Source organism: Amorphus sp. MBR-141 (assembly GCF_053628695.1).
Window position 1 is genome coordinate 222,395 of sequence record NZ_JBRJGW010000006.1, and the last position, 26,960, is coordinate 249,354.

Consider the following 26,960-nt stretch of genomic DNA (forward strand, 5'->3'; position numbering starts at 1 on the left):
GCATTTCCGGTACGGCGCCTCTGCCATCCGCTGGCCAGAACCCGCCGCCCGAAAGGCCCGGTGTCGACACCTATCAGGCGCCGAGACAAGGCCGGCGAACGGCCCCGAGACCACCGTGGGCAGCCCGATGCGCGTCTGGAAATTTGCATTCGATTAGATCTTCCTAATATAAAGGCCTCCCGCACTTTGCCGAGACCGGACGGCCAATCCCGCAAGGCCCGGCAGGCACGCCATCGAGAGGAACCGCTCCGACCGTTCGGTTGCGGGCGGGTGTGGAGGAGACCGCCGTTGCCCTTACCAGCCACCGAGTTCACGCCGTGGGCCGCGCTTGCCGGCGGCATTCTGATCGGGCTCTCCGCGGTTCTCACGATGCTCCTCTTCGGCCGGATCACCGGCATCATCGGCATTCTCGCGCGGGCACTGGGGCCGGTCGCGGTTCCGTGGTCCGACAGGGGCTGGCGCATCGGCTTTCTGATCGGATTGCTGGCGGCGCCCATCGCGGTGATGGCGGTTTCAGGACCCATTGCGCAGACCGTCTCGACGAACCTGCCGATGATGGCGGGGGCCGGGTTGCTCGTCGGGCTGGGCACGTCGCTGGGCTTCGGTTGCACGTCGGGGCACGGCGTCTGCGGGCTCGCGCGGCTGTCGCGCCGCTCGTTCGTGTCGGTCGGCGTGTTCATGGCAGCGGCCGTCGCCACCGTGTTCGTGCTGCGGCACGTGATCGGAGCGATGTGATGCGTGGGCTGATGGGGTTCGTCGGCGGGATGGTCTTCGGGGTCGGGCTGTTCGTCTCGGGCATGGCCGATCCGGCGAAGGTGCTGAGCTTCCTCGATCTCTTCGGACGGTGGGACCCGAGCCTCGCCCTGGTCATGGGTGGAGCGGTCGTGGTCACCTTCGTCGGCTACCGCGGCGTGGCCCGGCGCAAGGGCCCGTTGTTGCTGGAGCGATTCGACCTGCCGGAGACGCGCCTCATCGATGGCCGGCTGGTCGCCGGCGCGGCGCTGTTCGGCATCGGCTGGGGCATCGGCGGGCTCTGCCCCGGGCCTGCCATCGTGGCGCTGCCGCTGCTGGCGCCCGGGACCCTCGTCTTCGTTCCCGCGATGCTCGTCGGCATCGCGGCCGGCGTGCGGTTGCGCAACGCCAGCTTCTTCTTCCCGAACCGAAAGGAGGTCGCATGACGGAGTCGCTCAAGGAGCGCGTCGTCCGCCATTCGCCGTCGCGCGGACCCGGCAGCCCCGACGTCTGGGGGCTCTACGAGCCGGACACCGGGTCGATCCAGTATGTCTGCGCGGATCCGTCCAGCCGACAAGCCGCGGTGATCGACGTGGTCTGGAATTTCAGCCCGAAGTCCTACGCGACGCGGACCGACAGCATGGATCAGGTCCTGGATCTCGTTGCCCGCGAAGGGCTGACGGTGGCCTGGGTGCTCGATACCCATCCGCACGCCGACCACTTCATGGCATCGGCGCATCTGAAGGCGCGCACCGGGGCGCCGAATGCGATCGGGGAGCGGGTGCGGCAGATCGCGGAGCTGTGGGCCGGCATCTACAACCTGCCCGACACCTTCCATCCCGCCCGCGACTTCGACCGGCTGTGGGCCGACGGAGACACGTTCGCGATCGGCGATCTCGACGGGCGCGTGATGCTGTCGCCCGGTCACACGCTCGGCTCGGTCACCTACGTCGTGGGAGACGCGGCGTTCGTCCATGATACGCTGATGTATCCGGATGCGGGCACGTCGCGCTGCGACTTCCCCGGCGGGTCAGCGGCGCAGTTGTGGGACTCGCTCCAGGCGATCCTCGCACTGCCGCCCGAAACGCGCCTGTTCGTCGGCCACGACTACGGCAAGGACGCGCGCGACGAACCCCGGTGGGAAGCGACGGTGCCCGAGCACCGGGCGTCGAACATCCATGTGAAGGACGGCACGGTGCGGGAGGACTGGATCGCAGTGCGCGAGGCCCGCGACAGGACGCTGGCGTTGCCCGACCGGATGCTCGCCGCGTTGCAGGTCAACCTGCGGGGCGGCCGGCTGCCCGAGCCGGAAAGCGATGGCCGGTCCTACCTCAAGCTTCCCGTCGATCATTTCGACTGATCAGATGCAAAGCGCCGCCACCCGGCCGCGCATGCGCCACCATCCACCCGACCCAACAGGAAGCCCCCATGACTCCCAAGAAGCTCAGTGACGACCTGTCGATCTCCGGCCAGCTCCAGCCGAGCGAGATCGAAGACGCGAAGCGTCTCGGCTTCCGCGCGCTCATCGTCAACCGGCCGGACGGCGAGGGGCCCGATCAGCCGAGCTTCGAGGCGGTGCGCGCCGCGGCCGAGGCCGCCGGGCTGCAGGCCCGCTACATCCCCGTCTCCGGCAGCCCCGGCCCCGCCCAGGTGGCGGCGTTTGCGGACGCGGTCGCCGAACTGCCGAAGCCGATCCTCGCCTTCTGCAAGTCGGGCATGCGCTCCGCGGCGCTGTGGCAGGGCGTCCAGCAGACCCGGCCGCGCGGCTGACGGGGCGCGGGCAAGAGGTTCGTCCCGGGTCGGGCTGACTGCAGTGAGGACTTCGGGCGGGCGTCAGTCTGGCAGCCGTCCGGGTCCGTGCCGGCCTCCAAGGCGACCGGGACGGGCGGGGGACAAGAGGAGACGAGCGGCCCGCGCGTTGCCTGCCGAGATTGTTATGTTATAACATAACATATCGTTGGCGACCGAAGCGTTCCGCCGCCCCTCACCCCTGGATCGAGCCCTGTCATGCCTGAACGTCTCCCCGTCACCGTCCTCTCCGGCTTCCTCGGCGCCGGCAAGACGACCCTTCTCAATCACGTTCTCAACAATCGCGACGGCCGCAAGGTGGCAGTCATCGTCAACGACATGAGCGAGGTGAACATCGACGCCGATCTCGTCCGCGAAGGCGGCGGCAACCTCTCGCGCACCGACGAGAAGCTGGTCGAGATGACCAACGGATGCATCTGCTGCACGCTGCGCGACGACCTCCTCGAAGAGGTTCGCCGCCTCGCCGCTGAACGCCGCTTCGACTACCTGCTGATCGAGTCCACCGGCATCTCCGAACCGCTTCCGGTCGCCGCCACGTTCGACTTTCGCGACGCGGCGGGAAACAGCCTCAGCGATGTCGCGCGGCTGGACACGATGGTGACGGTGGTGGACGCGGTGAACCTGCTGCGGGACTACGCGTCGACGGACTTCCTGCAGGATCGCGGCGAGTCCCTCGGCCCCGACGACGACCGGCCGCTGGTCAACCTGCTCGTCGATCAGATCGAGTTCGCCGACGTGGTCGTCCTCAACAAGATCGATGCGGCGAGCGCCGAGCAGATCGACGCGGCCCGCAAGATCGTCCGCTCCCTCAATCCGGATGCGGACCTCATCGAAACCAGCCGGAGCCGCGTTCCGCTGGACCGGCTGCTGGATACCGGGCGCTTCGATTACCAGCAGGCCCAGGCCCATCCGCTGTGGTTCAAGGAATTGTACGAGTTCGGCGCGCATACGCCGGAAACCGAGGAGTACGGGATCCGGCACTTCGTGTACCGGGCGCGGCGACCGTTCGATCCGGCGAAGTTCCATCGTCTCGTCAACGAAGCCTGGCCCGGCGTCATCCGGACGAAGGGCCATTTCTGGCTCGCCAGCCGCCCCGACTGGGTCGGCGAGCTCAGCCAGGCGGGGGCGCTGGTGCAGACCGAGGCAATGGGCTTCTGGTGGGCGAGCGTGCCGAAAGCGCGCTGGCCGGACGACCCGGTCTGGCTCGACCACATCGGCGCGAACTGGCACCCGGCCTATGGCGACCGGCGCCAGGAAATCGTCGTGATCGGTTCCGGCATGGACGAGGCCGCCATTCGCGCCCGGCTCGACGACTGCCTGGTGGGCGCCGCCGACGCCACCGAAATGGCGATCGCGTCCTGGCAGGAGCTTGCCGATCCGTTCCCGCGCTGGGACCGCGGCGCGGCGGCCTGACGCAGGAACCCGGCCAGGCGGACCGGGGCCGCCCGTCCCGGTCCGTTCGGTCGATCCCGCCGGGTCGCTGCTGCGCGGCGCCGGGCTTCGATGGGGCCTGTCAGCCCGCCGAAGGCGCCGGATCGGCGGCGCCCGCCACCGAGGCGTGAAGGTGGGCGACCAGATCGACGGGGAGCTTCAGCCGGGCGGCGAGCATCGCCAGGTAGCCCTTTTCGGCCGGGTTCCGGTCGTCGATGATCAGCAGCGAGGCGGCGTAGAGTTCGGCGGCGATCTCCGGGCTCGTGGCGGCCTTGGCGACGGCGTCGACGTCGAGCGGCGCGCGCAGCTCGTCCATGACGAAAGCCTTGGCTTCGGTGTCCAGATCGACCTGGTCGAGGAATCCGAAGATGCGCGTCTGCTCTTCGGCATCGATATGGCCGTCGGCCTTGGCCGCGGCGATCATCGCGCGCAGCAGCGCCAGGCTGAGGTCGCTCTGGGCCTGGGGCGCGCCGCCGGCGAGGAACGTCGAATTCTCCGGCGGGGGGGACGGCGCCGCGGCAGAGGCCTCCGCCTGTGTCGTGTCCGCCGACTTGCCCGCCTGCCAGTCGGAATAGGCCTTGTAGGCAAGCCCGCCAACCGCGGCCAGCGCGCCGTACTTGACCAGGCTGCCCGCCATCTTGCGGCTCTTCTTGTTGGTCATCAGCAGCGTGACCAGCCCGCCGGCGGCGGCGCCGCCGAGGGCACCGCTGTTGAGCACCCGTCCGAGGATGTCGCCGCCCGGCATGCCAGCGAGCGGTGAGCCGCCAGCCTGACCGGCGCTCGCGGGCGGCTGGCCCTGCGTCGCCTGGGGAAGCTGGTTTCCTCCCGCCGAGCCGGACATTCCGCCCGCCCCGAGAAATTGATCCAGTAGCTTCCGCGTGTCGAACATGGCTTTCCCTTGGGCTGGTGTCTGGGCGAGGCGTCACCGGCCATATGGGTCTCGCCACGGGGAACCCAAGAGCTGCGGCGCTCGATCGCACCCCGGCGCCGGTCGCGCGCGGCTGCGACGGTGCGGTCAGGCGTCGATCCCTGCCACGAGGTAGCCCAGGATCATGTCGGTTGCCCGTTCGGCGTGCTGAGCGAGCCATGGCTCGGCGATCGGGGCGCGGAACACCACCCGCAGGGTGTGCATGTTGGAAATCGGGAAATAGCAGAGCGACGCGATGAACAAATAGAGTTCGACGGAATCCACGTCGGCGCGGAACATGTTCCGCTCGCGTCCGCGGCGGAGGATGTCCTCCAGGCGCTGAAGGAGGACCGACTGGATCTCGGCGGCGTCGTCGAGGGCCCGGATCGTCTCGCCGCCGAGCAGGTTCTCGGTGTTCAGCATCCGGATGAACCACGGATTGTTCCAGAAATGGTTCATGGTGAAGCGCACCAGGGCGCGAATGGCGTCATCCGGCGGCAGGGTGTCGAGCTCGAGCTCGGTTTCGCGCTCGCGGATCTGCACGTAGGCCTCGCGCAGGGCGGCCGCATAGACGGCGTTCTTGTCGCCGAAATAGTCGTAGATCATCGGCTTGCTGACGCCGGCGCGCTCGGCGATGCGGTCGATCCGGGCGCCGGAATGCCCGGCCTCGCTGAACTCCTCCAGCGCCGCCTGCAGGATCGCCGCGCGCGTGATTTCGGGGTTGCGCGTCTTTCCCTTGCGGATGGGAGAAGGAGGTTTCGACATCGGGTCCCTGCGTCTGATCCCTGCGCATGTCCCGTTCAGATCGAAGCGATCCGACCGAACAGGATTTGCGCAAGGGTTTGATCCTGGAGCCATTTCCCATCGATCAGGTGTGACCGCCTGATCGGAAAAGGCCCAGGCGCGAAGTTAGCCGACTTCCGGGCCGAAGCGAACGCCGAATGGGGCGTTCCGCCGCCTCACCTGCGGGATGCGCCGCACCGCCGCGCGGCGCCGACCAGGGGATCTCCCCGCCATCAGCAGACGGTCCGCGCCCGTTCGACGATCATCGCCAGCACGTCGTCCGGATCGCGGGTCCACCAGTCGAGGGCAGAGAAGATCTCCACCTCGTACAGCCCGTCGAAGCCGTTTGCCTCGGCGACGCCGCGCAGGCGCGGGATGTCGATCACGCCGTCCCCCATCATGCCCCGGTCGGTCAGGAGATCACGGGTGGGCACCAGCCAGTCGCAGATGTGAAACGCCAGGATCCGCTCCCTGCCGGCGCGGACGAGCTGGGCCTCAAGCTCGAAATCCCACCAGACGTGATAGACGTCGACCGCGCAGCCGATCCCGTCGCCCAGCCGGTCGCAGATGTCGAGAGCCTGGCGCAGCGTGTTCACGCAGGCCCGATCGGCGGCATACATCGGATGAAGGGGCTCGATGGCGATCTTCACGCCCGCCGTCCGGGCGTACTCCAGCGTCCTCGCCAGCCCGTCCTCGACCAGCCCCCAGGCACGGGGAAGATCGCGGCTGCCCTTCGCAAGGCCGCCGACGACCATCACGAGGCAGTCGGCCGACAGCGCCGCCGCCTCGTCGACGGCGCGCATGTTGTCGTCGATCACCGACCGGTCGAGGGCGCCGCTGGCGGTGAACCAGCCGCCCCGGCACAGGCCGGAGACGCGCAGCCCGGCATCGCGGATGGCGCGGGCGGCGGCGTCGACGCCCATCTCGTGCAGCTTGTCGCGCCAGGGCGAGATGCCGCCGATGCCGTGGCGGGCACATCCCTCGATGCATTCGGCCAGCGACCACTGCTCCCGCACCGTGGCGGTGTTGAGCGAGACCTGATGCGGATCGAGCCTGCTCATGCCGAAACTCCGCGCGCCGCGAACACCGGGCGGGCGCGGGCGGCTACGGCGTCCGGATCGATGAACAGGCCGGCGGCGTTGGCAAGCCGGACGATCTCTGCGAGATGCCGCGTCGAGCGCGTGCTCTCCTGTCCGCCGATCATGGTGAAGTGGTCCTGATGGCCGTTCAGGTAGGCCAGGAAGACGACGCCCGTCTTGTAGAACCGCGTCGGCGCCTTGAAGATGTGGCGCGACAGCGGGACGGTCGGCTCGAAGGTCTCCCGGTAGCCGGCCCTGTCGCCCGCGGCCAACTGCGACAGCGCCCGCGCAGCCGCGCCCGCGATCGGATCGAAGATGCCGAGAAGCGCGTGGGAATGGCCGGCGTCGTCGCCGGCGATCAGGTCCGGGTAGTTGAAGTCGTCGCCGGTGTACATGCGGACGCCGTCGGGCAGGCGCCGGCGCATGGCGATCTCCTTGTCCGCCGACAGCAGGCTGATCTTGATGCCGTCCACCTTGGCGGCGTTGTCGCCGATCACCGACAGCGCGGTGTCCATGGCGGCCATGTGGTCGGACGTGCCCCAGTAGCCTGCGAGCGCCGGATCGAACATCTCGCCCAGCCAATGGAGGATCGCCGGCTGCTGCAGGCCCGACAGGATGCGTGCATAGACGCGGGCATAGTCCTCAGGCCCTGTCGCGGCCTGCGCGAGCGCGCGGCTGGCCATCAGGATCACGCGGCTTCCCGCCGCCTCGACCGCCTCGCACTGCTCCTCGTAGGCGCGGATGACGTCGTCCACCGTCACGCCCGGCCCCGGCGCCAGGTGGTCGGTGCCGGCCCCGCTGGCGATCAGGTGGCCGCCGGCCCGGGCCAGCGCGGTGGAGCGGCGGATCAGCTCCAGCGAGGTCGGCCAGTCGAGGCCCATGCCCCGCTGGGCGGTGTCCATCGCTTCGGCGACCCCCAGCCCCAGCGACCAGAGGTGCTGGCGGAACGCCAGCGTGCGGTCCCAGTCGATGGCCGCATCGAGCCACGGGTCGATGTCGGCGAGCGGATCGGCGACGACGTGGGCGGCGGCATAGGCGGTCCGGGTCCAGTCGCCCGTCGCCTCGGGAACCGGACCGCCGGTCAACGTGACGTCGCCGCCTGGCAGCCTGAGCGTGGGGCTCATATCGCCAGGTCCTCGAGATCGATCCAGCGCCGCTCTTTGGATGATCGGTAGCCGGCTTCTGCGAGCTGCACGCCCTTGGCGCCTTCCTCCAGCGTGTAGGACCACGGCCCGTCCTCGGCGACGTGGCGCAGGAACTGCTCCCACTGCACCTTGAAGCCGTTGTCGAACACGGTGTTGTCCGGCACTTCCTCCCAGTCGGCGAAGAAGTCGATGGTCTGGGGCTCGTCGGGATTCCACACGGGCTTCGGCGTCGTCACCCGATGCTGGGCCCGGCAGGAATGCAGACCGGCCACGGCGGAGCCGTGGGTGCCGTCGATCTGGAACGTCACCAGGTCGTCGCGGCGGACGCGGGTGCACCAGCTGGAATTGATGTGGGCGACGATCTCGCCGTCGGGCCCGTCGAGCAGGAAGGTCGCATAGGCCGCGTCGTCGGCGGTCGCCTCGTAGCGCTTGCCCTGCTCGTCGAGGCGCTCGGGAATGTGGGTGAAGCCGAGACAGCTCACCGACTTGACCGGGGCGATGACGTTGTCGAGCACGTAGCGCCAGTGGCACAGCATGTCGGAGATGATCCCGCCGCCCTCCTCGAGGCGATAGTTCCAGGAGGGACGCTGCGGCGGCAGATCGTCGCCGGTGAACACCCAGTAGCCAAATTCGCCCTTCACGCTCAGCATCCTGCCGAAATAGCCCAGGTCGCGCAGGCGCTTCAGCTTGATCAGGCCCGGCAGGTCCAGCTTGTCGTGGACGATGCCGTTCTTGACGCCGGCGGCCTTGGCGTGCCGCGCGATGGCGACCGCCTCCTCGAGCTTCTCGCTGACCGGCTTCTCCGAATAGACGTGCTTGCCTGCGTCGATGGCCTTCCTGAGGAGGCCCGGCCGCATCTGGGTCGAGGCGGCATCGAAGAAGATCGTGTCGTCGGGATCGGCGAGCGCTGCGTCGAGGTCCGTGGTGTACCGCTCGACGCCGGTCTCCCTGGCCAGAGCTTCGATCCTGTCGGCGTTGCGCCCGACGATGATCGGATCGGGAATGAGGCGCGTGCCGTTCGAGAGCAGCAGGCCGCCCTGGTTGCGAATGGCCAGGACCGAGCGGATGAGATGCTGGTTCATCCCCATCCGGCCGGTCACGCCGTGCATGATGATGCCGATGCGATCCTGTTTCAAAACCGATGCTCCCAATGTCTAAGCTACCATTTGGTAGGTTACGCAGTCCTTTGGTGTCAATCAACCGTCCCGACAGCGCAAACGTGCCCAAAACCCGGCCTGTCGAGGGATGCGATGCGCACCTCTCCCGCCACGATCCGCAGGGAAGGGTGGCCGTTGATGCGGGTGTAGATGTCCGGATGCCGCTTCAGCCGCGCTTCGATCTCGGCCTCGCCGGCGCCCTGCATTCCGCCGGCGAAGTGATGGCCGTTGCGCTCGACGTCGCGGACGCCGCAAGCGGCGGCCATGGCGGTGTCCTGCTGCCAGCACAGCCCCGGCTGACAGGTGAGGTCTTCCCCCGACAGGATGGCCCCCGCAGCCTCGGCGCGCGCCTTGTTCAGGAGCGCCCGGAGGACCCCTTTGCAGCTCTTGATCGAGGTGCCTGCCCAGCCGCGCTCCAGCGCAGAGGCGAAGGCGTCCTCGCGGTCGTCGCTCTCGTCGATGACGAGCGGCAACGGGGCGTCGACCTCCATGTCGAGCGCGGTCTCGCGGGCGAAGGGCTGCTCGACGAAACGCAGGGCCTGCCAGAGGCGGGACAGTGCCGGATCCTCCGCAAGCACGGAAAGGAAGCCGGCAAAATTGTCGGGGGCATACTGCTCGTTCGCATCCAGGGTGGCGGTGTAGTCCGCAACCGGGTCGAGGTGCCGCGCGATCGCCCGCAGGCGGGCGAGGTCGGCGGCGGGATCGCCCTTCAGCTTGATCTTGAACGCTGAGACGCCGGTGGTGGCGATCACCTCCTCCAGCGACACCGGCAGCCCGTCGTGCGGGGCGCCCGGCCCCACCGCATCGCGGGTCAGCGGGGCATCGAAGCCGACGGTGTGGCGTACGGAGATCCGCTTTGGCGCCCCGATCCGGGACAGGGAGGCGGCAAGGGCCGCCGCCGGGAGATCGCCCGGCCGGCCGTGGGCGAGCCCGAACATGTCGAGCGCCGCAGCCTTCCAGAACGGCAGTCCGGCCGCGCGGCAGAGCGCATCGATGAGCGCCATTTCCACCAGCGCCGGACCGAAGCCGGCTGCAAGCGCGGGCTCTGCGCATGCCACGTCCTGGCGCAGTTCGCGGGTGATCGCGAGCGCGGATCCGCTGCGCTCCGGCGCGGCGGCGACGGCTGCGCGCACGGTCGCGCGCAGGGCGTCGATGGTCTCGGCGTTGGAGAGGGCGGGGCGCTTGTCGAACCAGCGCGGCACCATCAGCTGGGCGGAAGCCCCGCGCGCCCGCCGGCCGTCGGCCTCGATCTCGACCTCGCAATAGGCTTCTGCCGTCCCCCGCACTTCGGTGTTGCCGAACTGGAAGGGCAGTCGCATGGCCACCGGCCGTTCGAACCAGGACGCGCTGAGGATTCGCACGGTCATCATGACCGTGCCTGTTCGCAGGCGCGCAGCGTCGCGATGCCGACGGCCGCGGTCACCCGGGCGTCGATGAGCGTGCGGAAGGGCTCGACCCCGATCGGGTGCGGCCAACCCGTCTCGACGAGGGCGGCGACGATCTCCGGGAACGGATCGTCGCCCATCCCCGGCCCGCCGCGGTTGGTGTCGTTGGCGTGGATGTGATGGATCAGGCCGGTCGGGACCCAGCGGCGGATCAGGTCGGCCACCGGCGGCTCCACCTGGCCGGCGGCGCTGGTGTCGATCATCGTGCGGAAGGCGGGGCTGTCCACGACCTCCACCAGAGCGGCGGCCTCGGCGACGGTGGTCAGGACATCGGTCTCCCGGGTCGACAGCGGCTCGATGCAGTAGGTCACGCCGCGCGCCGCGCAGCGCTCGGCGATCGGCGCGAAGAACGCAGCCAGATGCTGGGTGAGATCCTCATTGCTTGTTCCGTCCGGCCGCAGCCGCTGGCGCGGCGACCCGTAGACCAGCACCCTGCCGCCGAGGTCCGCACAGAGATCGACGAGGCCGGTCAGGATCTCGCCGGTCTCGTCCCGCCTGCCGGGATCGGTGATCGAGGACTGCGGGTAGGCCGAAAGCAGCCAGTGCAGCCCGGTGACGCGAACACCTTCGGCCTCGACCGTTTCGCGGATCGCCTCTGCCTGGGCGGTGGTGAGTCGGTGCGGCTCGGCGGCGAGGGTGGCCGGGGCGAGCTCCAGCCCGACATAGCCCAGCTCGCGGGCCACCCTCGCCTGCTCGGCGAGGCTGAGTCCCTCCTGCGCCAGCAATTCGTTGCAGACGCTGTACTCAAGCATGGCGGCCTCCGAACAGGCGCAGGGCCGCGACCGTCTTCCGGCGCACCACCGGGATGTTCAGAAGGATGGAGATCGCGATGACCGCCACGAACGCGGCCGAGACGGGGCGCGTGAAGAACGGCAGCAGGTCTCCGTCGCTCAGCGTGAGGCCGCGGCGCAGGCTCTTGTCCAGCAGGTCGCCGAGGATGATGCCGAGGACGAGGGGCGCCATCGGATATTTCATCTGCCGCAGGACGAAGCCCACCAGGCCGAAGAACACCATCACCCAGATGTCGAACATCCGCTGGCTGAGGGCGTAGGTCCCGATCACGCACAGCACGAACACGATGGGCATCAGATAGGCGTAGGGCACCCGCAGGACCTGGATGAACACGCGCGTCAGCGTCAGGCCGAAGATCGCCATGAAGAGGGTGGCCATGAGCAGCATCGCGCTGATGAGCCCGATGAAGTGCGGCTGCTCGATCATGATCAGCGGGCCGGGCCGGATCCCGTGAATGAACAGCGCGGCGATCAGCACGGCCGAGCTGGCGGAACCGGGGATGGCCAGCGTGATGGCCGGGATCAGCGAGCCGGGCACCACTGCCGAATTGCCGGTCTCGGCCGCCACCAGTCCCTCCTGGCTGCCGTGGCCGAACCTGTCCGCCTCCTTGGAGGTCTTGCGGGCGGCGGCGTAGCTGGCCCAGGCGCCGATGTCCTCGCCGACGCCGGGAATGATGCCCACCAGCGTGCCGATGATGCCGGAGCGGACGATGGTCACCCTGTAGCGCCAGAGGTCGATCAGGTGGGGGATGGTCCGGTCGCTCTTGTCCTTCTTGGTGGCGAGTTCGCCGGCGCGGTTCCACATCGCGGTCATCACTTCGGCGAAGCCGAAGGCACCGACCATGGCCGGGATCAGGGCGATCCCGGCGTTGAGGTCGGAAATCCCGAAGGAGAACCGCACGTGGGCGTGGATGCCCTCGGACCCGATCATCGCCACCATCAGGCCGAGAATGCCGGCGATGTAGCCCTTCAGCGGGGTCGTGTCGGCGGTCAGCTGGCCCGAAATGATGACGCCGAAGACGGCAAGCCAGAAGAACTCGAAGCTGCCGAAATTGAGGGCGGCTTCGGCCAGCGGCGGCGCGATCATCACCAGCATGATGATGCCGGCGATGGTGCCGAGCGCCGAGCCGGCGGTGGCGAGCCCCATCGCGTACCCGGCGCGGCCCGCCTTCGCCAGCGGATAGCCGTCGAGCGAGGTCGCGGCGCTCGCCGGGGTACCGGGGATGTTGAGCAGGATGGCGCTGCGCGAGCCGCCGTAGATCGCGCCGACATACATGCAGATCAGCACGAGGATCGCGGCGGTGCTGTCCAGCGAATAGGTGAGCGTCGTCATCAGCGCGACGCCCATGGTGGCCGTCAGCCCCGGCAGCGAGCCGACGATGATGCCCAGAAGGGTCGCCCAGGCGGCATGGAACAGCATCTCGGGCGTCGACAGCGTGACCAGCCCGGCAAGGAGGTCCGAGAGGCCGCTCATGGCAGTCTCACCAGGAACAGCTTCTCAAACAGCAGTGCGGACCCGAAGGCCACGCCGAAAGCGAGCAGGGCGGACGACACCACTGCGCGCGCCCGGGCCCGCGGCGTGCCGTCAACGGGAAAGGAGAAGATCAGGCTGAAGGCGGCGGTGAAGATGGCGGTGGCCCAGAAATAGCTGAGCCAGCCGATCAGTCCGATCGCGTAGATCACGCACATCCCGGTCGTCAGGCCGAGCCGCGACCAGGACCCGTCCGCCATCACCTTCGCGGCTCCCGCCCCGCGGGACGTCGTCGGCGAGGCCCGCCACAGCAGCACCGCGCAGAGCGACAGCAGCGCGCCGAGGATCATCGGCAGGAGCCCGGGAATCGAGGCCGGGTGGATCTGCCGGATCTCCAGCCGGTCCATCGTCCAGCCGCCGCCAAGCATCGCCAGTCCGAGCGCCAGCAACACGACCGCCGTCATGCGATCGGCCTTCGCCATCTGCATCTGAACGTTTCCTCCGCGAGATCCAGAATGGGCGGAGACGCACCGCGCCTCCGTCCGCGCCCGTTCGCCTAGTTGGCGGGGCAATCGATGCCGATCTCGGAGGGGTTGATCACGGCTTCTCCGCGCGTCACCCGGGCGCATGCCTCGGAAATGACGACCGGCATGGCCTTGTCGTAGGCCGCCTTGCCATAGCTCGGGGCGAACACCGCGCCACGGTCGGTGGCATAGGTCTGGAGGGCCTCGCTGGTCATGACGTGGTCCTTCCAGACCTGGTCGACGGTCTCGTAGACCTCGTCCGGCGCACCCTTCGGGATGAACACGCCGAAATAGTCGGCCGCGACGTGGAAGTCGGGCAGGAATTGGGTGATCGGCGGCACCGGATCGATGCCCTCGACCTTCAGCGGCGAGTCGGAGAGCACCGCCAGCGGCCGCAGACGGCCGGCACGGATCATTTCGGTCTGTTCGACGGCGAGCTGGGTGGTCGCCACCACTTCGCCGCTCGCTGCGGCGATCACGGCCGGGTTGCCACCGTCATAGGTGATCATGCGGGCGCCCGCGAGGTCTTCACCGGCCCCTTCCTTGATGGCCGCAAGGGCCATGCCGCCCGACGAGTTCACGCCGGCGGTGCCAACGGTGACCGAACCGGTCTTCATGGCCTCCAACAGCGCTGGAAAGTCCTTGTACTCGGAGTTGGCGTTGACGCTGACGACCGGGACGTTGGCCACGTGAAGATAGATTGCGTAGTCGTCGATCGAGGTGTCGGGGATCAGGCCGGTGACCGAGTAGGTCGCATTGTTGGCGATGGCGTTCGCCGTCCAGGTGTAGCCGTCACGCGGGGCCTTCAGGGCCGCGGCGGTGCCGGTGGAGCCGGACGCGCCGGGCTGGTTCACCACCACCACCTCGGTTCCCAACGCCTTCTCCAAGATCGGGGCGACGACCCGGGTCACCTGGTCGGTGGATCCGCCCGCCGACCACGGCACGATGATGTTGATCGGCCGGTCCGGTTTCCAGCTGTAGTCCTGCGCCCACGCCGGTCCGGCCAGCAGGCCGGCTGCGACGCACAGTGAGACCATCCTGATTCTAGCCATGTTCTTTTCCTCCCTAAGCTACCGATTGGTAGGTTAGTGATTGCAGCGTTCGGTTGTCAACCGCCCCCCCGGCGTGTGATCGGGCGGCGGTCGACCCTGCAACCAGAAGGGGCCGCACCTGAGCACATCTGCCCGCGACGGCGACGACGATGCGGATCACATCGGGGGCCGGCGGTGAGGGGTGCCAGGGGGGGCGGCCGCCGGGGCTTCTTGGTCGGAGTGCGCCCGTTGGCAGCCGACGAGCGCTTTCGTTCGAGCCCAAAGTCCGGAATTCCGGTTCGTGCATGTCCGGCAACACGACAGCCTGTTGCGGGGTGATCCGCTGAAGTCTGCTCCGCGTCATGCTCGCGAGCCTGGGCATGCTGACGCGTCCGTCGGCCGGCACGTGGCCTTTCACTCGTGGGAGAGACAAGACGCGCTGGCCTGCAATTGAAGCGCGTGCCATTGGCTCATAACTGTGCAGACGGTGTCTCGGTGGATTTGGTCGAGGCCGCCGCTCCCAGGCCCCTCGCAAAGGACTGAAAGATGAAGAAGATCGGGTTCCTGTCCTTCGGGCACTGGTCGCCCTCGCCCCATTCCGGAACGCGGTCCGCCCAGGACGCGCTCCTGCAATCGATCGATCTGGCGGTGGCGGCGGAGGAGCTCGGCGCCGACGGCGCCTATTTCCGCGTCCACCACTTCGCGCGCCAGCTTGCCTCGCCGTTTCCCCTGCTGGCAGCGGTCGGCGCCAGGACGCGCCGCATCGAGATCGGCACCGCCGTCATCGACATGCGCTACGAAAACCCGCTCTACATGGCCGAGGACGCAGGCGCGGCCGATCTCATCAGCGGCGGGCGGCTTCAGCTCGGCATCAGCCGCGGGTCGCCCGAGCAGGTGATCGACGGCTGGCGCTACTTCGGATACGCGCCGGCAGAGGGCGAAAGCGATGCCGACATGGCGCGCCGTCACACGGCCGTCCTGCTCGACGTCCTGAAGGGCGACGGCTTCGCCGAGCCGAGCCCGCGCCCGATGTTTCCCAATCCGCCGGGGCCGCTGCGCGTCGAACCGCATTCGGACGGCCTGCGCGAGCGCATCTGGTGGGGCGCGGCCTCCAACGCGACGGCGGTCTGGGCCGCCGAGCGCGGGATGAACCTCCAGAGCTCGACGCTGAAGGAAGACGAGACGGGCGAACCGTTCCACATTCAGCAGGCGAAACAGATCCGCGGCTTTCGCGCTGCCTGGAAAGAGGCAGGGCACGACCGCGAGCCGCGCGTATCGGTCTCGCGGTCGATCTTCGCGCTCGTCGACGATCGCGATCGCGCCTATTTCGGCCGCGGCCAGGACGGCGATCAGATCGGCGTCCTCGACACCATGCGGGCGATTTTCGGCCGCTCCTATGCCGCGGAGCCCGAGAGGCTGGTGGAGGAGCTCAGGGCGGACGAGGCAATCGCCGAGGCCGACACGCTGCTTCTGACCGTGCCCAACCAGCTCGGGGTCGACTACAACGCCCACGTCATCGAGGCCATTCTCAAGCACGTCGCCCCGGCGCTCGGCTGGCGGTGAGCGGCACGCGGCCAAGGCCAAGGCACTTGGCAAGCGTGTGCAGCGGCGGTGAAGCCGCGCGGCGGGGTCAGCCCCGGCCGCGGCCGCCGATCGTCGGGTCCGTTGCCCGCACTTGCGGGGCCGGCCGATGGGGCTCGCAACGATCAGAAGAGACGTAGTCTTTTCGGTATGCGAAAAAACTTTCTACTTGCGAAAGTATCGCGCGTGTCAAAGACTATGGGGCAGGTGCCGGCGCTTCGGCGCTGACGCTTCGAGCACAGCAAACGCGAACCGCGGGGATGGCGGTTCAAGAATGCCAAACAACAAAACGTCGCGACGGATTCCGGGAGGAGCCGGTCAGTCGGCTCGGAATCTGCCCCGTTCGCGTTCTCACCGAAACGGCGGCGGCGCAACAAGGGAGAGGAACATGAAGATTTTCGCAGACCACGGATGCACGCGGCTGGCTCGCGTTGCGCTTGTCGTTGGCGCAACGCTGGGCTTCGGCGCGACATGCGCGAACGCTCAGGACACCGTCCAGATCGGACTGGCGACCAAGGCATGGTTCCCGACGGTTATCGCCCAGACCGCCGCCGATCAGGGCTTCTTCAAGGACGAAGGCATCGATGCCGAGCTCACCGTCTATCAGAGCGGCGGCGAGACGGTGACCGCGATGGTCGCAGGCGCCGCCGACGTGATCAGCTCATCGTCGAGCGTCACGGCGTCCAGCCGCGCCAAGGGTGTCGACAGCAAGCTCATCGGCCTTCTGGGGGCCGGCAACTATGGCTGGCAGCTTCTCGTCACGCCGGATTCGCCGATCAAGGACGTGAAGGACCTCGAGGGCAAGAAGGTCGGCATCACCTCCGCCGGTTCGCTCTCCGACATGCTGGCGCGCTGGACCATGTCCGACAAAGGCGTCGCCTTCGAGTCCATTCCGCTGGGCGGCGGCGGTCTCGTGCCGAACCTTATCTCCGGCAACGTCGACGCAGCCGTGGTCTACTCTCCGCTCAGCTACGACCTGCTGATGAAGGGCGACGCGAGAGCGCTGATCGATTACGGCACGGCGATCCCGGAACACCTGAACTCCGGCTGGACCGCGCTCAGCTCCTTCATCCAGGACGACCCGGAGCTGACTCAGAAGACCGTCAACGCGCTCTATCGCGGCGTCGCCTATCTCCAGGACAACAAGGATGCGGCGGTGAAGATCATCGCCGACCTGAACGACATCCCGACCGAGGTGGCCGAGAAGGAATGGGAGAATGTCTTCCTCAAGCTCTCGCGCACCGGTGAGATGACCGAGCAGGAAGCCGAGACCGCGATGAAGATCAATCAGCTGACCGGCATCGAGAACCTGCCGGAGGCGAGCGAGATCTGGGTCGGCGACTTCACGCCGGTCAAGGTGACCGAGAAGAAATGACCGCCAGCTCGGCTGACGGCAAGGGGGCGGGCGGACTGTCCGCCCCTATTGCCAGGCTCGCCATCGTGGCGGCGTTCGTGGCGTTGTGGCAGGTCGCCCCGGCAGCGGGCCTGATCGACCCGCGCCTGCTGCCGCCGCCCAGCGACGTCGTCGCGATGCTGGTGCGGCTGCTCGGCGAGGCCGACTTCCGCGTCCACATCGCCACCACGCTGAGCGAGACCGCCGTCGCCTTCCTGATCGCGGTTCCGGCGGGATTTCTGCTCTCGGTCCTGATCGGCGAGAGCCCCTATCTGTCGGCCGTCTTCAAGCCGCTGGTCTTCTTCATCTTCAGCATTCCGAAGTCGATCTTCCTGCCCCTCTTTATCTTCGGCTTCGGCATCACCTTCCAGCAGAAGGTGGCGTTCGGCGTCTTCTCGACGATCTTCATCGTCATGATGATCTCGTTCGCGGCACTGGAAAGCGTCCGCAGCGATCTCATCCGCGTGGCGCGCTCCTACGGCGCCACGCGCTCGCAGATGATCGTCCGCGTCTATCTGCCCTGCATGACCCCGGTTCTGCTCGAAGCGATCCGGGTGGCGATGATCTTCAACTTCACCGGGGTCCTGCTGGCGGAGATGTATGCCTCGCGAAGGGGGCTTGGAAACGTCATCGAACAATGGGGCCAGGGGTTTCAACTCGACCGGCTGCTGGCGACCATTGTCCTCGTCGCCGCGATCGCCATCGTCTTCAACGAGGCGATCCGCGCGCTGGAAACAAGGAGCGAACATTGGAGGGTGTAGCCATGGGCGCTCAGACAGCAGAGACCGGTGGCACCGCCGCCGCGAACGAGAGCGGGGTCGTCGAGATTTCCGGCGTCAGCCACGTCTATGAGACCTCGAAGGGGCCGACCGAGGCTCTGCGCGATATCTCGTTCCGGGTGGAGACCGGGCGCTTCGTTTCGATCGTCGGCCCGAGCGGCTGCGGCAAGTCCTCGTTGCTGATGATGGTCGCTGGCCTCATCCAGCCGACGCAGGGAGAGATCCGGGCCGGCGGCCGGCCGCTGACCGCGCCGGATCCAAGCCGGATCGGCGTCGTCTTCCAGGACGCCAGCCTCTACCCCTGGCTGACCGCCCGGCAGAACGTCGAGTTTCCGCTGTCGCTGCGTCACGTCGACCGCGAGATCCGGCGCGAGCGCTCCGACGAGGCGCTCGAGCTGGTGGGCCTCAAGGGGTTCGAGGAGCGCCATCCGCACGAGCTCTCCGGCGGCATGAAGCAGCGTGTGGCGCTGGCCCGGGGCCTGGTGCAGGATCCGCCGATCCTGCTCATGGACGAGCCGTTCGCGGCGCTGGATGAGCAGACCCGTCTGTCCATGGGCGACGAAGTCCTGCGCATCTGGGACCGCACGGGCAAGACGATCCTGTTCGTCACCCACGGCCTCAGCGAGGCCATCCACCTCTCCGACGAGGTCATCGTGATGACCTCGCGCCCGGGCCAGCTCGTGGACCGCGTCGAGGTCGACCTGCCGCGCCCGCGCACCTTCGAGACCCTCGGCGGGCGCCGCTTCGAGGAGTTGCGCGATCGCATCTGGCAGAGGATCAAGTCGTGAGCGCCGCTTCCCGGACCCTGCCGCCGCCCGCCTTGGTGCGAGGAGCGATCGTCGTCGCCTTTCTCCTCGTCTGGGAGGTGCTGCCCCGCGCCGGCATCGTCCCCGCGCTGTTCCTGCCGCCTCTCACCGTCACGCTGTGGACCCTTGTGACCGAGGCGCCGCTCTATGCCTCGCACCTTCTGGTCACGCTTCAAGAGGTGGCGGTCGCGATGATCTTCGCCTGCGGCGGCGGTGTCCTCGTCGGCCTCGCCATCGGCGGCGCGGCAGCGGCGCGCCGGATCGCGCTGCCGGTCTTTTCCGGCCTGTTCGCCGTGCCTCTGGTGATCCTGTATCCGTTGTTCACCGCATGGTTCGGGATCGGCCCGGAATCCAAGATCATCTTCGCCAGCGTCTATGGCTTCCTGCCGACGATGCTGGGAGCGGCGGCCGGTGCCCAGACGGTGGATAGCCAGTACCTCCTGGTCGCCCGTTCGATGGGGGCGACCACGGCGCAGCGGCTTTTTCGGGTCTATCTGCCGGCCACCCTGCCCACCGTGCTTGCCGCCTTCCGGCTCGGCGGCGCGCTTGCGATCGTCGGCGTGGTGGTGGCCGAGATGCTCACGTCGACCGCCGGCATCGGCTTCCTGATCTCCAAGTATCGCACCCTCCTGGACAGCCCGCGGGTCTATGCCGCGGTGGTGCTGGTGCTGCTCTTGGCCGTCGCCTTCGATGCGCTGGTGCAACTCCTGGAGAGACGGCTCGGCGTTGTGGAGACGGCGCCACGCCGGGCTCCCGGCGCCGTTCCGGCGCGCGCCTGATGGGAGGCCGACCCTTGACCAGGCGCGTGACGCTTACCTTCGACAACGGTCCCGACCCGGAGACGACCCCGCGCGTACTCGATATCCTGGCACGCCGCGGCATCAGGACGACCTTCTTCGTCATCGGCGAGAAGCTTCGCGACCCGGCACGCCATGCGCTTGCCGCGCGCGCCCACGCCGAGGGTCATTGGATCGGCAACCACACCTTCCACCACCTGTCTCCGCTCGGAGCCAGCCAGTTCAGCCGCGCGCCCGAATGGGAGATCGGCCGGACCCAGGAGCTGATCGGCCACCTCGCCCATCCGGACCGGCTGTTTCGGCCGTTCGGCTCGGGCGGTGTTCTCGACGACGCGCTGCTCAGCCCCGCCGCCGTCGACTATCTCTGCCGAGAGCGCTTCAGCTGCGTCCTGTGGAACGTGATTCCCCGCGACTGGGAGGACCCGGAGGGCTGGGTGCCCCGGGCGCTGGAGATGTGCGCGGCGGAGGACTGGCCGCTGGTCGTCATCCACGATCTGGCGACGACGGCCATGGACCGGCTGGAAGCCTTTCTGGACGGGCTCGATGCCGCGGGCTACGCGGTCGAGCAGCAATTTCCGCCCGAGTGTGTCCCGATCCGGCGCGGCGAGATCGTCGGGGACATGTCCGCCATCGTCCGCACTCAACCGGCCGCCTGAGCAGCGTCATCCAAGCGCCTCGAGAAAGCGCGCGAGATCGGCGTTGAAACGGTCGGGGGCCTCCCAGAACGGTGCGTGGCCGATGCCCTCGTAGACGAGATGCTCCGCGCCCGGGACCATGCGCGCCGTGTAGGCGCCGGCCGCCGGGGTCACCACCGCGTCGCGCTCGCCATGGAGCACCAGCGTGGGCGTGCGCATGGCGGCAAGCGTGTCTCCATACTCCGCCGGCCGGCCGCCAAGCCCGATCCGGACCTCGCGGGGTGTGGCGGCTGCAATGGCCAGCATGACCTCCAGCTCGTCGGGGGCTGGAGGCGACGCGAAGCACGACCGCATGAAGTCCCGGGTCGCTTCGGCGCTGACGCCGAGCTCCGGCGCTGCCATGGCGCGCATGGACGGGCCGGCCGCCCCGACGACCCAGGGGGCCATGACGGTGGTCGCGCAGACGAAGACGACGCCGGATACGCGGTCGTCGCCGAAGGCGGACAGATAGTCGAGGGCGACCCGACCGGCATAGGACCAGGCGACGATCACCGGTCGGTCGAGACCGAGGGTCTGGATGACGGCATCGACTTCGTCCGCCCAGCGCCGCGGATCGCGGTAACAGCCGGGGTCGAACGGCTTCCCGGACTGGCCATGTCCGCGAAGGTCGTAGGTCGCGAGCCTGAACCTGTCGGCCAGCGGGCTCGCGACCTGGTTGAGCCAGGAGAGATGCGACTGCGCGAAGCCATGGACGAAGAGAACGTCCCGGCCCGAACCTTCGCGCTTCCAGTCCTGCGCCGCGATGCTGACCCCGTCAGGGCTCGTCAAGGGGACCGCTCGGTAGCGCAGCGCCCGCCCGAGCAGTTGGTAGCGCGTCTCGCCTTCCGCGGCGTCTTCACCGGTCATCTTTGGTCGTTTTCTCCTCGTCCGCCCCGGTCCCGTAGTCACCGCTGCGGCGCGCCGGTCTGCGTTTCCTATGTCTCTGCGACGACCGGGTTCGTCAGCGTCCCGATCTCTGAGATCTCCACCTCGACCGTATCGCCATCCTTCATCAGGACGGGTGGTTTGCGCTTGAAGCCGACGCCTGCCGGGGTGCCCGACACGATCACGTCGCCCGCCTCCAGCGGCAGGATCGTCGAAATGTAGGCGATCAGCGCAGGGACCGGCGTGATCATCAGATCGGTGGTGGTCGACTGCATCACCTGGCCATTCAACCGGGTCGTCAGGCTCAGCTTCGACGGATCCGGGATCTCATCGGCCGTCACCATCCACGGGCCGAAGCCGCCAGTCGCGACGAACGTCTTGCCCGCCATAAACTGGCCGGTGTGGTACTGCCAATCGCGGACACTGCCGTCGTTGTAGCAGGAGTATCCGGCCACGTGTTCGAGCGCCTCGGTCTCGGAGATCCGGCGTCCGCCCTTGCCGACGATGACGGCAAGCTCGCCTTCGTAGTCCAGCACGTCGGATTCGCGCGGCTTCAGAATCGGCTGTCCGTGGCCGACCTGGCTCGCCGGATAGCGGGGAAACAGGGTGGGGAAGGCCGTCTCGGTTCGGCCCGTCTCGGCGACATGATCCCGGTAGTTGAGCCCAACGCAGATGATCTTGGCGGGGTTCGGGATCACCGGCTCAAAGGTAATCTCCGACAGCGGGAAGGTGGCCGCGCCGGAGACCGCCCGCGCCTCGTCGAGGCCATCGCTCGCCAACAGGTCCTTCAGCGTGGGGGCGTTCGGAAATCGCGTGCTCAGATCGACGACGCCGTCGCCCTGCACGATGCCGTAACCCGGCACTCCATTCCTTCGAAACGAAACGAGTTTCATGGACGTCAGTCCTTCTCATCATTGGGGGAATCGAAGCGACGGTGCGGGCAGGGCTGTAAGTTAGACGGTCGGCCCGGGCCGTCGCAATTGCATCGAGCGCTGAGGCAGCGCCGGGGACTGGACAGTCTCGACTTGCGCTCAGCGCTCCTGCGGCGCGACCATGGCGATCACGTCGAGCTCCACGAGCATGCCTGGCCAGGCGAGGTGGCTGACGACCAAGAAGGTGTGGGCCGGCATCGGCAGGGTTCCGTAGTGCTCCGTGCGCAGCCTGCCTGCGTCGCCCTGGAAGCGCGGATCGGTCACGTAGGTGACCTGCTTGACGACGTCACCGAGGGTCGCGCCGTGGTGGGCCAAGGCCTTGATCAGCTTGGCGTAGGCGTACCGGCACTGGGCCTCGAAATCGCCCAGGTGCTGGATCGTACCGTCGTTCTCGTGCTCGGCGCCGATTCCGGCCAGGAAAATCGTCTTGGCAGGTCCGGTGACGGTGACCGCTTCCGAGAACCGTCCCTTCGTCCATTCCCCATAGTTGTGGTGGGTGCGTTCCAAGACGTGTCTCCCTGTTGTGGTGCGTCGGTGACCATCTTGCCGCCCTGCGAGCGGCCGGCTCCCGTCGCCACCGTGCCTCCCGGACCGCTCCGTTCGACCGGCATGGTTCCTTGACGATACGGACCCCGCATCGTAGCGTTGATATGGGAATACCGTATTACCGTCATTGAGAAGCGGTAGCAAAGAGTCCCTCTGATCATGGGACCGGGCGTCGAAGCGGCGCGGGGAGGGAGGACAGCCAGGAGGTCGCGGCCATCGCGCGACCGACCGCCAGACAGAGTTCTCAAATTTCAATCGTTTGCATGCTGCCGCCGGGACGGAAGTCGTGGAGGCGGCGACGCGATCGATACCCCCTTCGCCATCCGGAAAAACACGGGGACAACGTGCGCGACAAGCACGGTGGCAAGGGGACGAGCCGGATCCCCGTCCCAGGCGGCGGGGCCCCGAGCAAATCAACAATGAAAGAGGGAGGAACACATGAAATTCGTACGACAGGATTGGAAGGCGCTGGCACTGCTCGGCGTTCTTGCAATGGTTGCCGGTCCGGCTTCGGCGGACTCCAAGGTCCTGATTTCGATGTCGAGCGGCGTCAATCAGGTGCCGACGATCGTGGCCGTCGACCAGGGCTTCTTCAAGGATGCGGGTGTCGACGTCGACCTGAAGCCGGTCGGGCGCGGCGCCATCGCGATCGAGGCGCTGGCGGGCGGATCGGTGCAGTTCGCCGAAGCAGCCCATACGACGTTTTTCTCCGCCGTCAACAAGGGCCTGCCGCTGGTTGCCGTCGGCATCGCCGCGCGCGGCTACTACGGCAAGCTGATCGCCTCCAATGACAACGGCGACCTCAAGACCCTGTCGGACTTCAAAGGGAAGCGCATCGGCATCCAGGTGGGGACGGGGATGCACATGGTTGTGCAGATGCTCCTCAAGAAGGAGGGGCTCACCGAGGACGATTTCACCATCACCAATATCCGGGTCACCGACATGCCCGCGGCGATGGCGACCGGCGGCGCCTTCGATGCCGTGATCGGCTGGGAGCCGGGCATGCAGCGGATCGTGCAGTCGGGCAACGGCGTCGAAGTGATCACCGCGCGCGACTTCGAAGAGATGGCCGGCATCACCTATCCGTTCCCTCTGTCCACCACCCGCGCGTATCTGGAGGCCAATCCGGAAGTCGTTCAGAAGGTCCTCGACGGCTACGCCCGCGCCGACAAGTTCATCACCGACAACCCCGAGAAGGCCGTCGACATCTACGCCAAGTATCTGAACTCGACCGGCGGCGGCCTCGACCGGGAAACGGCGAAGTACATGATGTTCGACACCGACCGCTTCGGAGGCGTGGCGTTCACCGAGCGGGACATGCAGGACCTCGAGGCGACCCGGCAGTTCCTGCTGGACACCCGCGACATGCAGGACCTGCCGCCGGTCGAGGACATGATCGTCGCGACCTACGCCGAGAAGGCGGAAGAAGCGGTCCAGTGACCATCGATCGGGAGGCGCGCCGCGCGGCGCCTCCCGCTTTCCGTTCTGTTCGATCCAGGCAGGTGGTCAGATCCTAATGTCAATCAGTGCTGAAGGCGCGGCGGGACGGCTCGCGAAGCTCCCGTCCGCAGAGACGATCCGCCACGGGGGCGGAACAATCGCGACGGTGAAGAACGCAGCGGCGCTGATTCTGCCGATCGTCGTGATCATGCTTCTTTGGGAGGGCGTCACGCGCTTCAGCGGAATGCCGCCGGCGCTGCTGCCGTCTCTCTCCGAGATCTTCGCCGCCCTCTACAAGATGGCCGCTTCGGGCCAGCTGTGGATCGATATCTGGGCGACGCTGAGCCGGCTCCTCAAGAGCGTGTTCGTCGGCATCATCATCGGGACGATTCTCGGCGCGCTGATGGGCTACTTCAAGATCTGGGAACGGATGCTCGCCGCGCCGTTGAACTTCCTGCTGGCGATCCCAGGCACCGCGCTCTTTCCGCTGTCGATGCTCTGGTTCGGTCTGACCGAGCTCGCGATCACCTCGATCCTGATGTACGAGGTCGCGATCACGGTCATGCTGAACACCTGGACCGGCGTGAAGACGGTGGACCCGGCGCTGATCCGGGCGGGGCGCGCATTCGGGGCCGGAGGGATGTCGCTGTTCTGGCGCGTCCTGGTGCCGGCCGCTCTGCCCCATATCATCTCGGGTTACCGGCTCGCCTTTTCACGCTGCTGGCGCATCCTGATCGTCGCGGAAATGCTGGTTTCCGTGTCGGCCGGCCTCGGCTACCGCATCTACTGGGGCCGCGAATTCTTCAACACCGACATCGTGTACGCGGCGCTGTTGGTGGTCGGCATCGTCGGGCTTCTCCTGGAACGCGTCTTCCTGCGCACGCTCGAGGTCATGACGGTCGAGCGTTGGGGCACAATGAGGGAGCTGGCCTGATGGGTGAACTCATCATCTCCGACCTGAGCAAGGTCTATGAGCGCCGGGAAGGCTGGAACACGATCCGCGAACTCTGCGTGTTCGACGGAATTTCGCTGACCGTCGGCGAGAGCGACTTCGTCTCGATCATCGGCAGCTCCGGGTGCGGAAAGTCCACCCTTCTCAACATGGCCGCAGGCCTTTCCGACGTCACCTCCGGAACGATCCGGGTCGACGACCGGCCGGTGAGGGGTCCCGGGCTGGACCGCGGTGTCGTGTTCCAGGAGTTCGGTCTGTTCCCCTGGCTCAACGTCCTCGGCAACATCGCCTTCGGCCTCCGCTCGAAGGGGGTTCCCAGGGGAATGCGGACCGAGCTCGCGCGCCGCTATGTCGATCTGGTCGGCCTTTCCGGGTTCGAGGACTACTATCCCTACCGGCTCTCCGGAGGCATGCGCCAGCGCGTCGGCCTCGCCCGGGCGCTGGCGGTGGAGCCATCGGTCCTGCTGATGGACGAGCCGTTCGGCGCCCTGGACGCCCAGACCCGAGAATCCATGCAGAATGCGCTGAGCGACATCTGGGAGCGGACCCGCAAGACGGTCCTGTTCATCACCCACGACATCCGGGAGGCAATCTTCCTGTCCAACCGGATCATCGTCCTGGGCGGCCGTCCTGCGACCATCACCAATGAGATCGTCGTCGATCTGCAACGTCCGCGCAATCGACACGACCTGGCCTTTCAGGAGCTCGAGCAGTTCCTCGAACGGGCGATCGGCGGGCACGAGCACTGAGACGGGTCGGGTCACAGGTCCCGTCGTGTCCACCTCGCTTTGCGGCGGATGCACCGGCTTCAGGGGCGATGCTCATTCGCCCCTGATGTCCTCGAAACGAAGCGCGAAGGCTGTCCATGAAACCACCCGCAACTGAGACCTCGCCGCCGTTCGACATCACCCGCGCGAGCCACACCATCCTCAACGTCCCTGATCTGGAGGCCTGCCGCACCTTCTACGAGGAGGTGATCGGCCTGATCGTTTCGGATGCGGATTCGGAAACGGTCTATCTGCGCGGGGTGGAGGAGATCGCCCACCACAGCCTGGTGCTAAAGCGGACCGCCGGAACCCCGACGTGCGACGGCATCGGCTTCCGTGTTCGCACCGAGGAGGATCTCGACCGCGCGCAGGCCTACTTCGCTGGACACGGCTACCGTTGCGACTGGGTGGAGCGGCCGTTCGAGAACCGGACGCTCCGCGTCGTCGACGCGACCGGCATGCCGGTGGAACTCGTCGCCCGGATGGAGACCCGGCCGCGTCAGCACATGAACATCGAACGGCACAGAGGGGCGGGCGCCCTGCGCTTCGACCATTTCCAGTGCCTTGCCCCCGATGTCGTGGAGGCCGGCAGGTTCTATACCGACCTTGGCTTCCGGGTGTCCGACTACTTCACCGACGACAACTACGAGGGGCGGATCTTCGGCCTGTTCCTGTTCCGGAAGAACAACCCGCACGACCTCGTCTTCCTGACCCGGGGCGGCCCGAAGATGCATCATTTCGCCTACGTCGTGCCCGACTCCCAAACCCTGTTCCGTGCCTGTGACATCGCCGGCAACATCGGCTTTGGCGATACCATCGAACACCCGTTGGGTCGGCACGGGCAGGGCCATCAGCTGTTCGTCTATTTCCGCGATCCAGCCGGCCATCGCGTGGAGATCCTGCCGCCGCCGATCCAGGTCATCGACCTGGAGGACGAGCCGGTGGAATGGGAACAGAAGCAGCGCTTCACCTGGGGGCGGCCGCCGCCGCGAAGCTGGCTGATGGACGGATCCCTGTTTCCGGATACGCCCCTCAGCGAGCCAGCGGTGCAGCAGCCGCTGGTGTCGCTGGAGGACTTCCTGGCGCGCAAGCAGGGCTGACCG

The 26,960-nt window shown here is 67.6% G+C and carries 28 protein-coding genes; 15 read left to right on the forward strand and 13 right to left on the reverse strand.

Annotated features, from left to right (window positions below; translation table 11 throughout):
- The first annotated feature begins 288 nt into the window (after positions 1 to 288).
- From ACSSVZ_RS10625 to zigA, 5 genes are all read left to right on the forward strand, one after another.
- The gene (locus ACSSVZ_RS10625; protein ID WP_453969844.1) at positions 289 to 735 is read left to right on the forward strand and encodes a YeeE/YedE family protein; all 447 of its coding nucleotides are present in this window, start codon (positions 289 to 291) and stop codon (positions 733 to 735) included.
- Entirely contained in the window at positions 735 to 1,178 is a 444-nt protein-coding gene (locus ACSSVZ_RS10630; RefSeq protein ID WP_453969846.1) for a DUF6691 family protein, read from the forward strand. Before ACSSVZ_RS10625 ends, ACSSVZ_RS10630 begins: the two co-directional genes overlap by 1 nt.
- On the forward strand, positions 1,175 to 2,092 hold the full coding sequence (locus ACSSVZ_RS10635) for an MBL fold metallo-hydrolase (RefSeq protein WP_453969847.1): 918 nt from the start codon (positions 1,175 to 1,177) through the stop codon (positions 2,090 to 2,092). The genes ACSSVZ_RS10630 and ACSSVZ_RS10635 overlap by 4 nt, the downstream gene beginning before the upstream one ends.
- 68 nt (positions 2,093 to 2,160) lie before the next feature.
- Positions 2,161 to 2,502, forward strand: coding sequence for a TIGR01244 family sulfur transferase (locus ACSSVZ_RS10640; RefSeq protein WP_453969849.1), 342 nt, complete (start codon positions 2,161 to 2,163; stop codon positions 2,500 to 2,502).
- Between the two features lie 237 nt (positions 2,503 to 2,739).
- A complete protein-coding gene (gene zigA, locus ACSSVZ_RS10645) occupies positions 2,740 to 3,954 on the forward strand; it encodes a zinc metallochaperone GTPase ZigA (protein ID WP_453969851.1) in 1,215 nt (404 codons plus the stop codon).
- Positions 3,955 to 4,054: 100 nt separating this feature from the next.
- Here the strand turns inward: zigA and ACSSVZ_RS10650 are convergent, their stop codons facing one another.
- From ACSSVZ_RS10650 to ACSSVZ_RS10695, 10 genes are all read right to left on the reverse strand, one after another.
- Entirely contained in the window at positions 4,055 to 4,861 is an 807-nt protein-coding gene (locus ACSSVZ_RS10650) for a tellurite resistance TerB family protein (protein ID WP_453969852.1), read from the reverse strand.
- Between the two features lie 126 nt (positions 4,862 to 4,987).
- Positions 4,988 to 5,644 (reverse strand): TetR family transcriptional regulator, encoded by a 657-nt coding sequence (locus tag ACSSVZ_RS10655; RefSeq protein ID WP_453969854.1) that lies wholly within the window; start codon positions 5,642 to 5,644, stop codon positions 4,988 to 4,990.
- Positions 5,645 to 5,895: 251 nt separating this feature from the next.
- Positions 5,896 to 6,723, reverse strand: coding sequence for a sugar phosphate isomerase/epimerase family protein (locus tag ACSSVZ_RS10660; protein WP_453969855.1), 828 nt, complete (start codon positions 6,721 to 6,723; stop codon positions 5,896 to 5,898).
- Positions 6,720 to 7,865, reverse strand: a complete 1,146-nt coding sequence (locus tag ACSSVZ_RS10665; RefSeq protein ID WP_453969856.1) for a dihydrodipicolinate synthase family protein — start codon at positions 7,863 to 7,865, stop codon at positions 6,720 to 6,722. The genes ACSSVZ_RS10660 and ACSSVZ_RS10665 overlap by 4 nt, the downstream gene beginning before the upstream one ends.
- On the reverse strand, positions 7,862 to 8,995 hold the full coding sequence (locus tag ACSSVZ_RS10670; protein ID WP_453969982.1) for a Gfo/Idh/MocA family protein: 1,134 nt from the start codon (positions 8,993 to 8,995) through the stop codon (positions 7,862 to 7,864). The genes ACSSVZ_RS10665 and ACSSVZ_RS10670 overlap by 4 nt, the downstream gene beginning before the upstream one ends.
- A gap of 83 nt (positions 8,996 to 9,078) precedes the next feature.
- Positions 9,079 to 10,413 (reverse strand): mandelate racemase, encoded by a 1,335-nt coding sequence (locus ACSSVZ_RS10675; RefSeq protein WP_453969858.1) that lies wholly within the window; start codon positions 10,411 to 10,413, stop codon positions 9,079 to 9,081.
- Positions 10,410 to 11,240, reverse strand: a complete 831-nt coding sequence (locus tag ACSSVZ_RS10680; RefSeq protein WP_453969860.1) for a sugar phosphate isomerase/epimerase family protein — start codon at positions 11,238 to 11,240, stop codon at positions 10,410 to 10,412. Before ACSSVZ_RS10680 ends, ACSSVZ_RS10675 begins: the two co-directional genes overlap by 4 nt.
- Positions 11,233 to 12,753, reverse strand: coding sequence for a tripartite tricarboxylate transporter permease (locus ACSSVZ_RS10685; RefSeq protein WP_453969861.1), 1,521 nt, complete (start codon positions 12,751 to 12,753; stop codon positions 11,233 to 11,235). Before ACSSVZ_RS10685 ends, ACSSVZ_RS10680 begins: the two co-directional genes overlap by 8 nt.
- On the reverse strand, positions 12,750 to 13,238 hold the full coding sequence (locus tag ACSSVZ_RS10690) for a tripartite tricarboxylate transporter TctB family protein (protein ID WP_453969862.1): 489 nt from the start codon (positions 13,236 to 13,238) through the stop codon (positions 12,750 to 12,752). The genes ACSSVZ_RS10685 and ACSSVZ_RS10690 overlap by 4 nt, the downstream gene beginning before the upstream one ends.
- Before the next feature lie 68 nt (positions 13,239 to 13,306).
- Positions 13,307 to 14,326 (reverse strand): Bug family tripartite tricarboxylate transporter substrate binding protein, encoded by a 1,020-nt coding sequence (locus ACSSVZ_RS10695; protein WP_453969864.1) that lies wholly within the window; start codon positions 14,324 to 14,326, stop codon positions 13,307 to 13,309.
- 525 nt (positions 14,327 to 14,851) lie between these two features.
- Between ACSSVZ_RS10695 and ACSSVZ_RS10700 the strand changes: the two genes are divergently transcribed.
- The 6 genes from ACSSVZ_RS10700 to ACSSVZ_RS10725 all read left to right on the forward strand — a co-directional run bounded on the left by ACSSVZ_RS10700 (position 14,852) and on the right by ACSSVZ_RS10725 (position 20,317).
- On the forward strand, positions 14,852 to 15,868 hold the full coding sequence (locus ACSSVZ_RS10700) for an LLM class flavin-dependent oxidoreductase (protein WP_453969865.1): 1,017 nt from the start codon (positions 14,852 to 14,854) through the stop codon (positions 15,866 to 15,868).
- Between the two features lie 406 nt (positions 15,869 to 16,274).
- Entirely contained in the window at positions 16,275 to 17,261 is a 987-nt protein-coding gene (locus ACSSVZ_RS10705; RefSeq protein WP_453969867.1) for an ABC transporter substrate-binding protein, read from the forward strand.
- Positions 17,258 to 18,040 (forward strand): ABC transporter permease, encoded by a 783-nt coding sequence (locus tag ACSSVZ_RS10710; RefSeq protein WP_453969869.1) that lies wholly within the window; start codon positions 17,258 to 17,260, stop codon positions 18,038 to 18,040. The genes ACSSVZ_RS10705 and ACSSVZ_RS10710 overlap by 4 nt, the downstream gene beginning before the upstream one ends.
- Before the next feature lie 2 nt (positions 18,041 to 18,042).
- Positions 18,043 to 18,846 carry an ABC transporter ATP-binding protein gene (locus ACSSVZ_RS10715; RefSeq protein WP_453969871.1) on the forward strand — a complete coding sequence of 268 codons (804 nt, stop codon included), beginning with the start codon at positions 18,043 to 18,045 and terminating at the stop codon, positions 18,844 to 18,846.
- The gene (locus ACSSVZ_RS10720) at positions 18,843 to 19,643 is read left to right on the forward strand and encodes an ABC transporter permease (protein WP_453969873.1); all 801 of its coding nucleotides are present in this window, start codon (positions 18,843 to 18,845) and stop codon (positions 19,641 to 19,643) included. The genes ACSSVZ_RS10715 and ACSSVZ_RS10720 overlap by 4 nt, the downstream gene beginning before the upstream one ends.
- Positions 19,644 to 19,657: 14 nt before the next feature.
- Entirely contained in the window at positions 19,658 to 20,317 is a 660-nt protein-coding gene (locus ACSSVZ_RS10725) for a polysaccharide deacetylase family protein (RefSeq protein ID WP_453969875.1), read from the forward strand.
- Positions 20,318 to 20,323: 6 nt separating this feature from the next.
- Here the strand turns inward: ACSSVZ_RS10725 and ACSSVZ_RS10730 are convergent, their stop codons facing one another.
- The 3 genes from ACSSVZ_RS10730 to ACSSVZ_RS10740 all read right to left on the reverse strand — a co-directional run bounded on the left by ACSSVZ_RS10730 (position 20,324) and on the right by ACSSVZ_RS10740 (position 22,659).
- Positions 20,324 to 21,202 (reverse strand): alpha/beta fold hydrolase, encoded by an 879-nt coding sequence (locus tag ACSSVZ_RS10730; protein WP_453969877.1) that lies wholly within the window; start codon positions 21,200 to 21,202, stop codon positions 20,324 to 20,326.
- A gap of 68 nt (positions 21,203 to 21,270) precedes the next feature.
- Positions 21,271 to 22,113 (reverse strand): fumarylacetoacetate hydrolase family protein, encoded by an 843-nt coding sequence (locus tag ACSSVZ_RS10735; RefSeq protein WP_453969878.1) that lies wholly within the window; start codon positions 22,111 to 22,113, stop codon positions 21,271 to 21,273.
- A gap of 138 nt (positions 22,114 to 22,251) precedes the next feature.
- On the reverse strand, positions 22,252 to 22,659 hold the full coding sequence (locus tag ACSSVZ_RS10740) for a RidA family protein (RefSeq protein WP_453969880.1): 408 nt from the start codon (positions 22,657 to 22,659) through the stop codon (positions 22,252 to 22,254).
- A gap of 477 nt (positions 22,660 to 23,136) precedes the next feature.
- Here ACSSVZ_RS10740 and ACSSVZ_RS10745 point away from each other — a divergent pair, with 477 nt between their 5' ends.
- The 4 genes from ACSSVZ_RS10745 (at position 23,137) to ACSSVZ_RS10760 (ending at position 26,957) form a co-directional block, all read left to right on the forward strand.
- Positions 23,137 to 24,138: an ABC transporter substrate-binding protein gene (locus tag ACSSVZ_RS10745; protein WP_453969882.1), complete on the forward strand. Its 1,002-nt coding sequence runs from the start codon at positions 23,137 to 23,139 to the stop codon at positions 24,136 to 24,138.
- 76 nt (positions 24,139 to 24,214) lie between these two features.
- The gene (locus ACSSVZ_RS10750; protein ID WP_453969883.1) at positions 24,215 to 25,072 is read left to right on the forward strand and encodes an ABC transporter permease; all 858 of its coding nucleotides are present in this window, start codon (positions 24,215 to 24,217) and stop codon (positions 25,070 to 25,072) included.
- Positions 25,072 to 25,839 (forward strand): ABC transporter ATP-binding protein, encoded by a 768-nt coding sequence (locus tag ACSSVZ_RS10755; protein ID WP_453969885.1) that lies wholly within the window; start codon positions 25,072 to 25,074, stop codon positions 25,837 to 25,839. The genes ACSSVZ_RS10750 and ACSSVZ_RS10755 overlap by 1 nt, the downstream gene beginning before the upstream one ends.
- Before the next feature lie 116 nt (positions 25,840 to 25,955).
- Positions 25,956 to 26,957, forward strand: a complete 1,002-nt coding sequence (locus ACSSVZ_RS10760; protein ID WP_453969887.1) for a VOC family protein — start codon at positions 25,956 to 25,958, stop codon at positions 26,955 to 26,957.
- Positions 26,958 to 26,960: the final 3 nt, after the last annotated feature.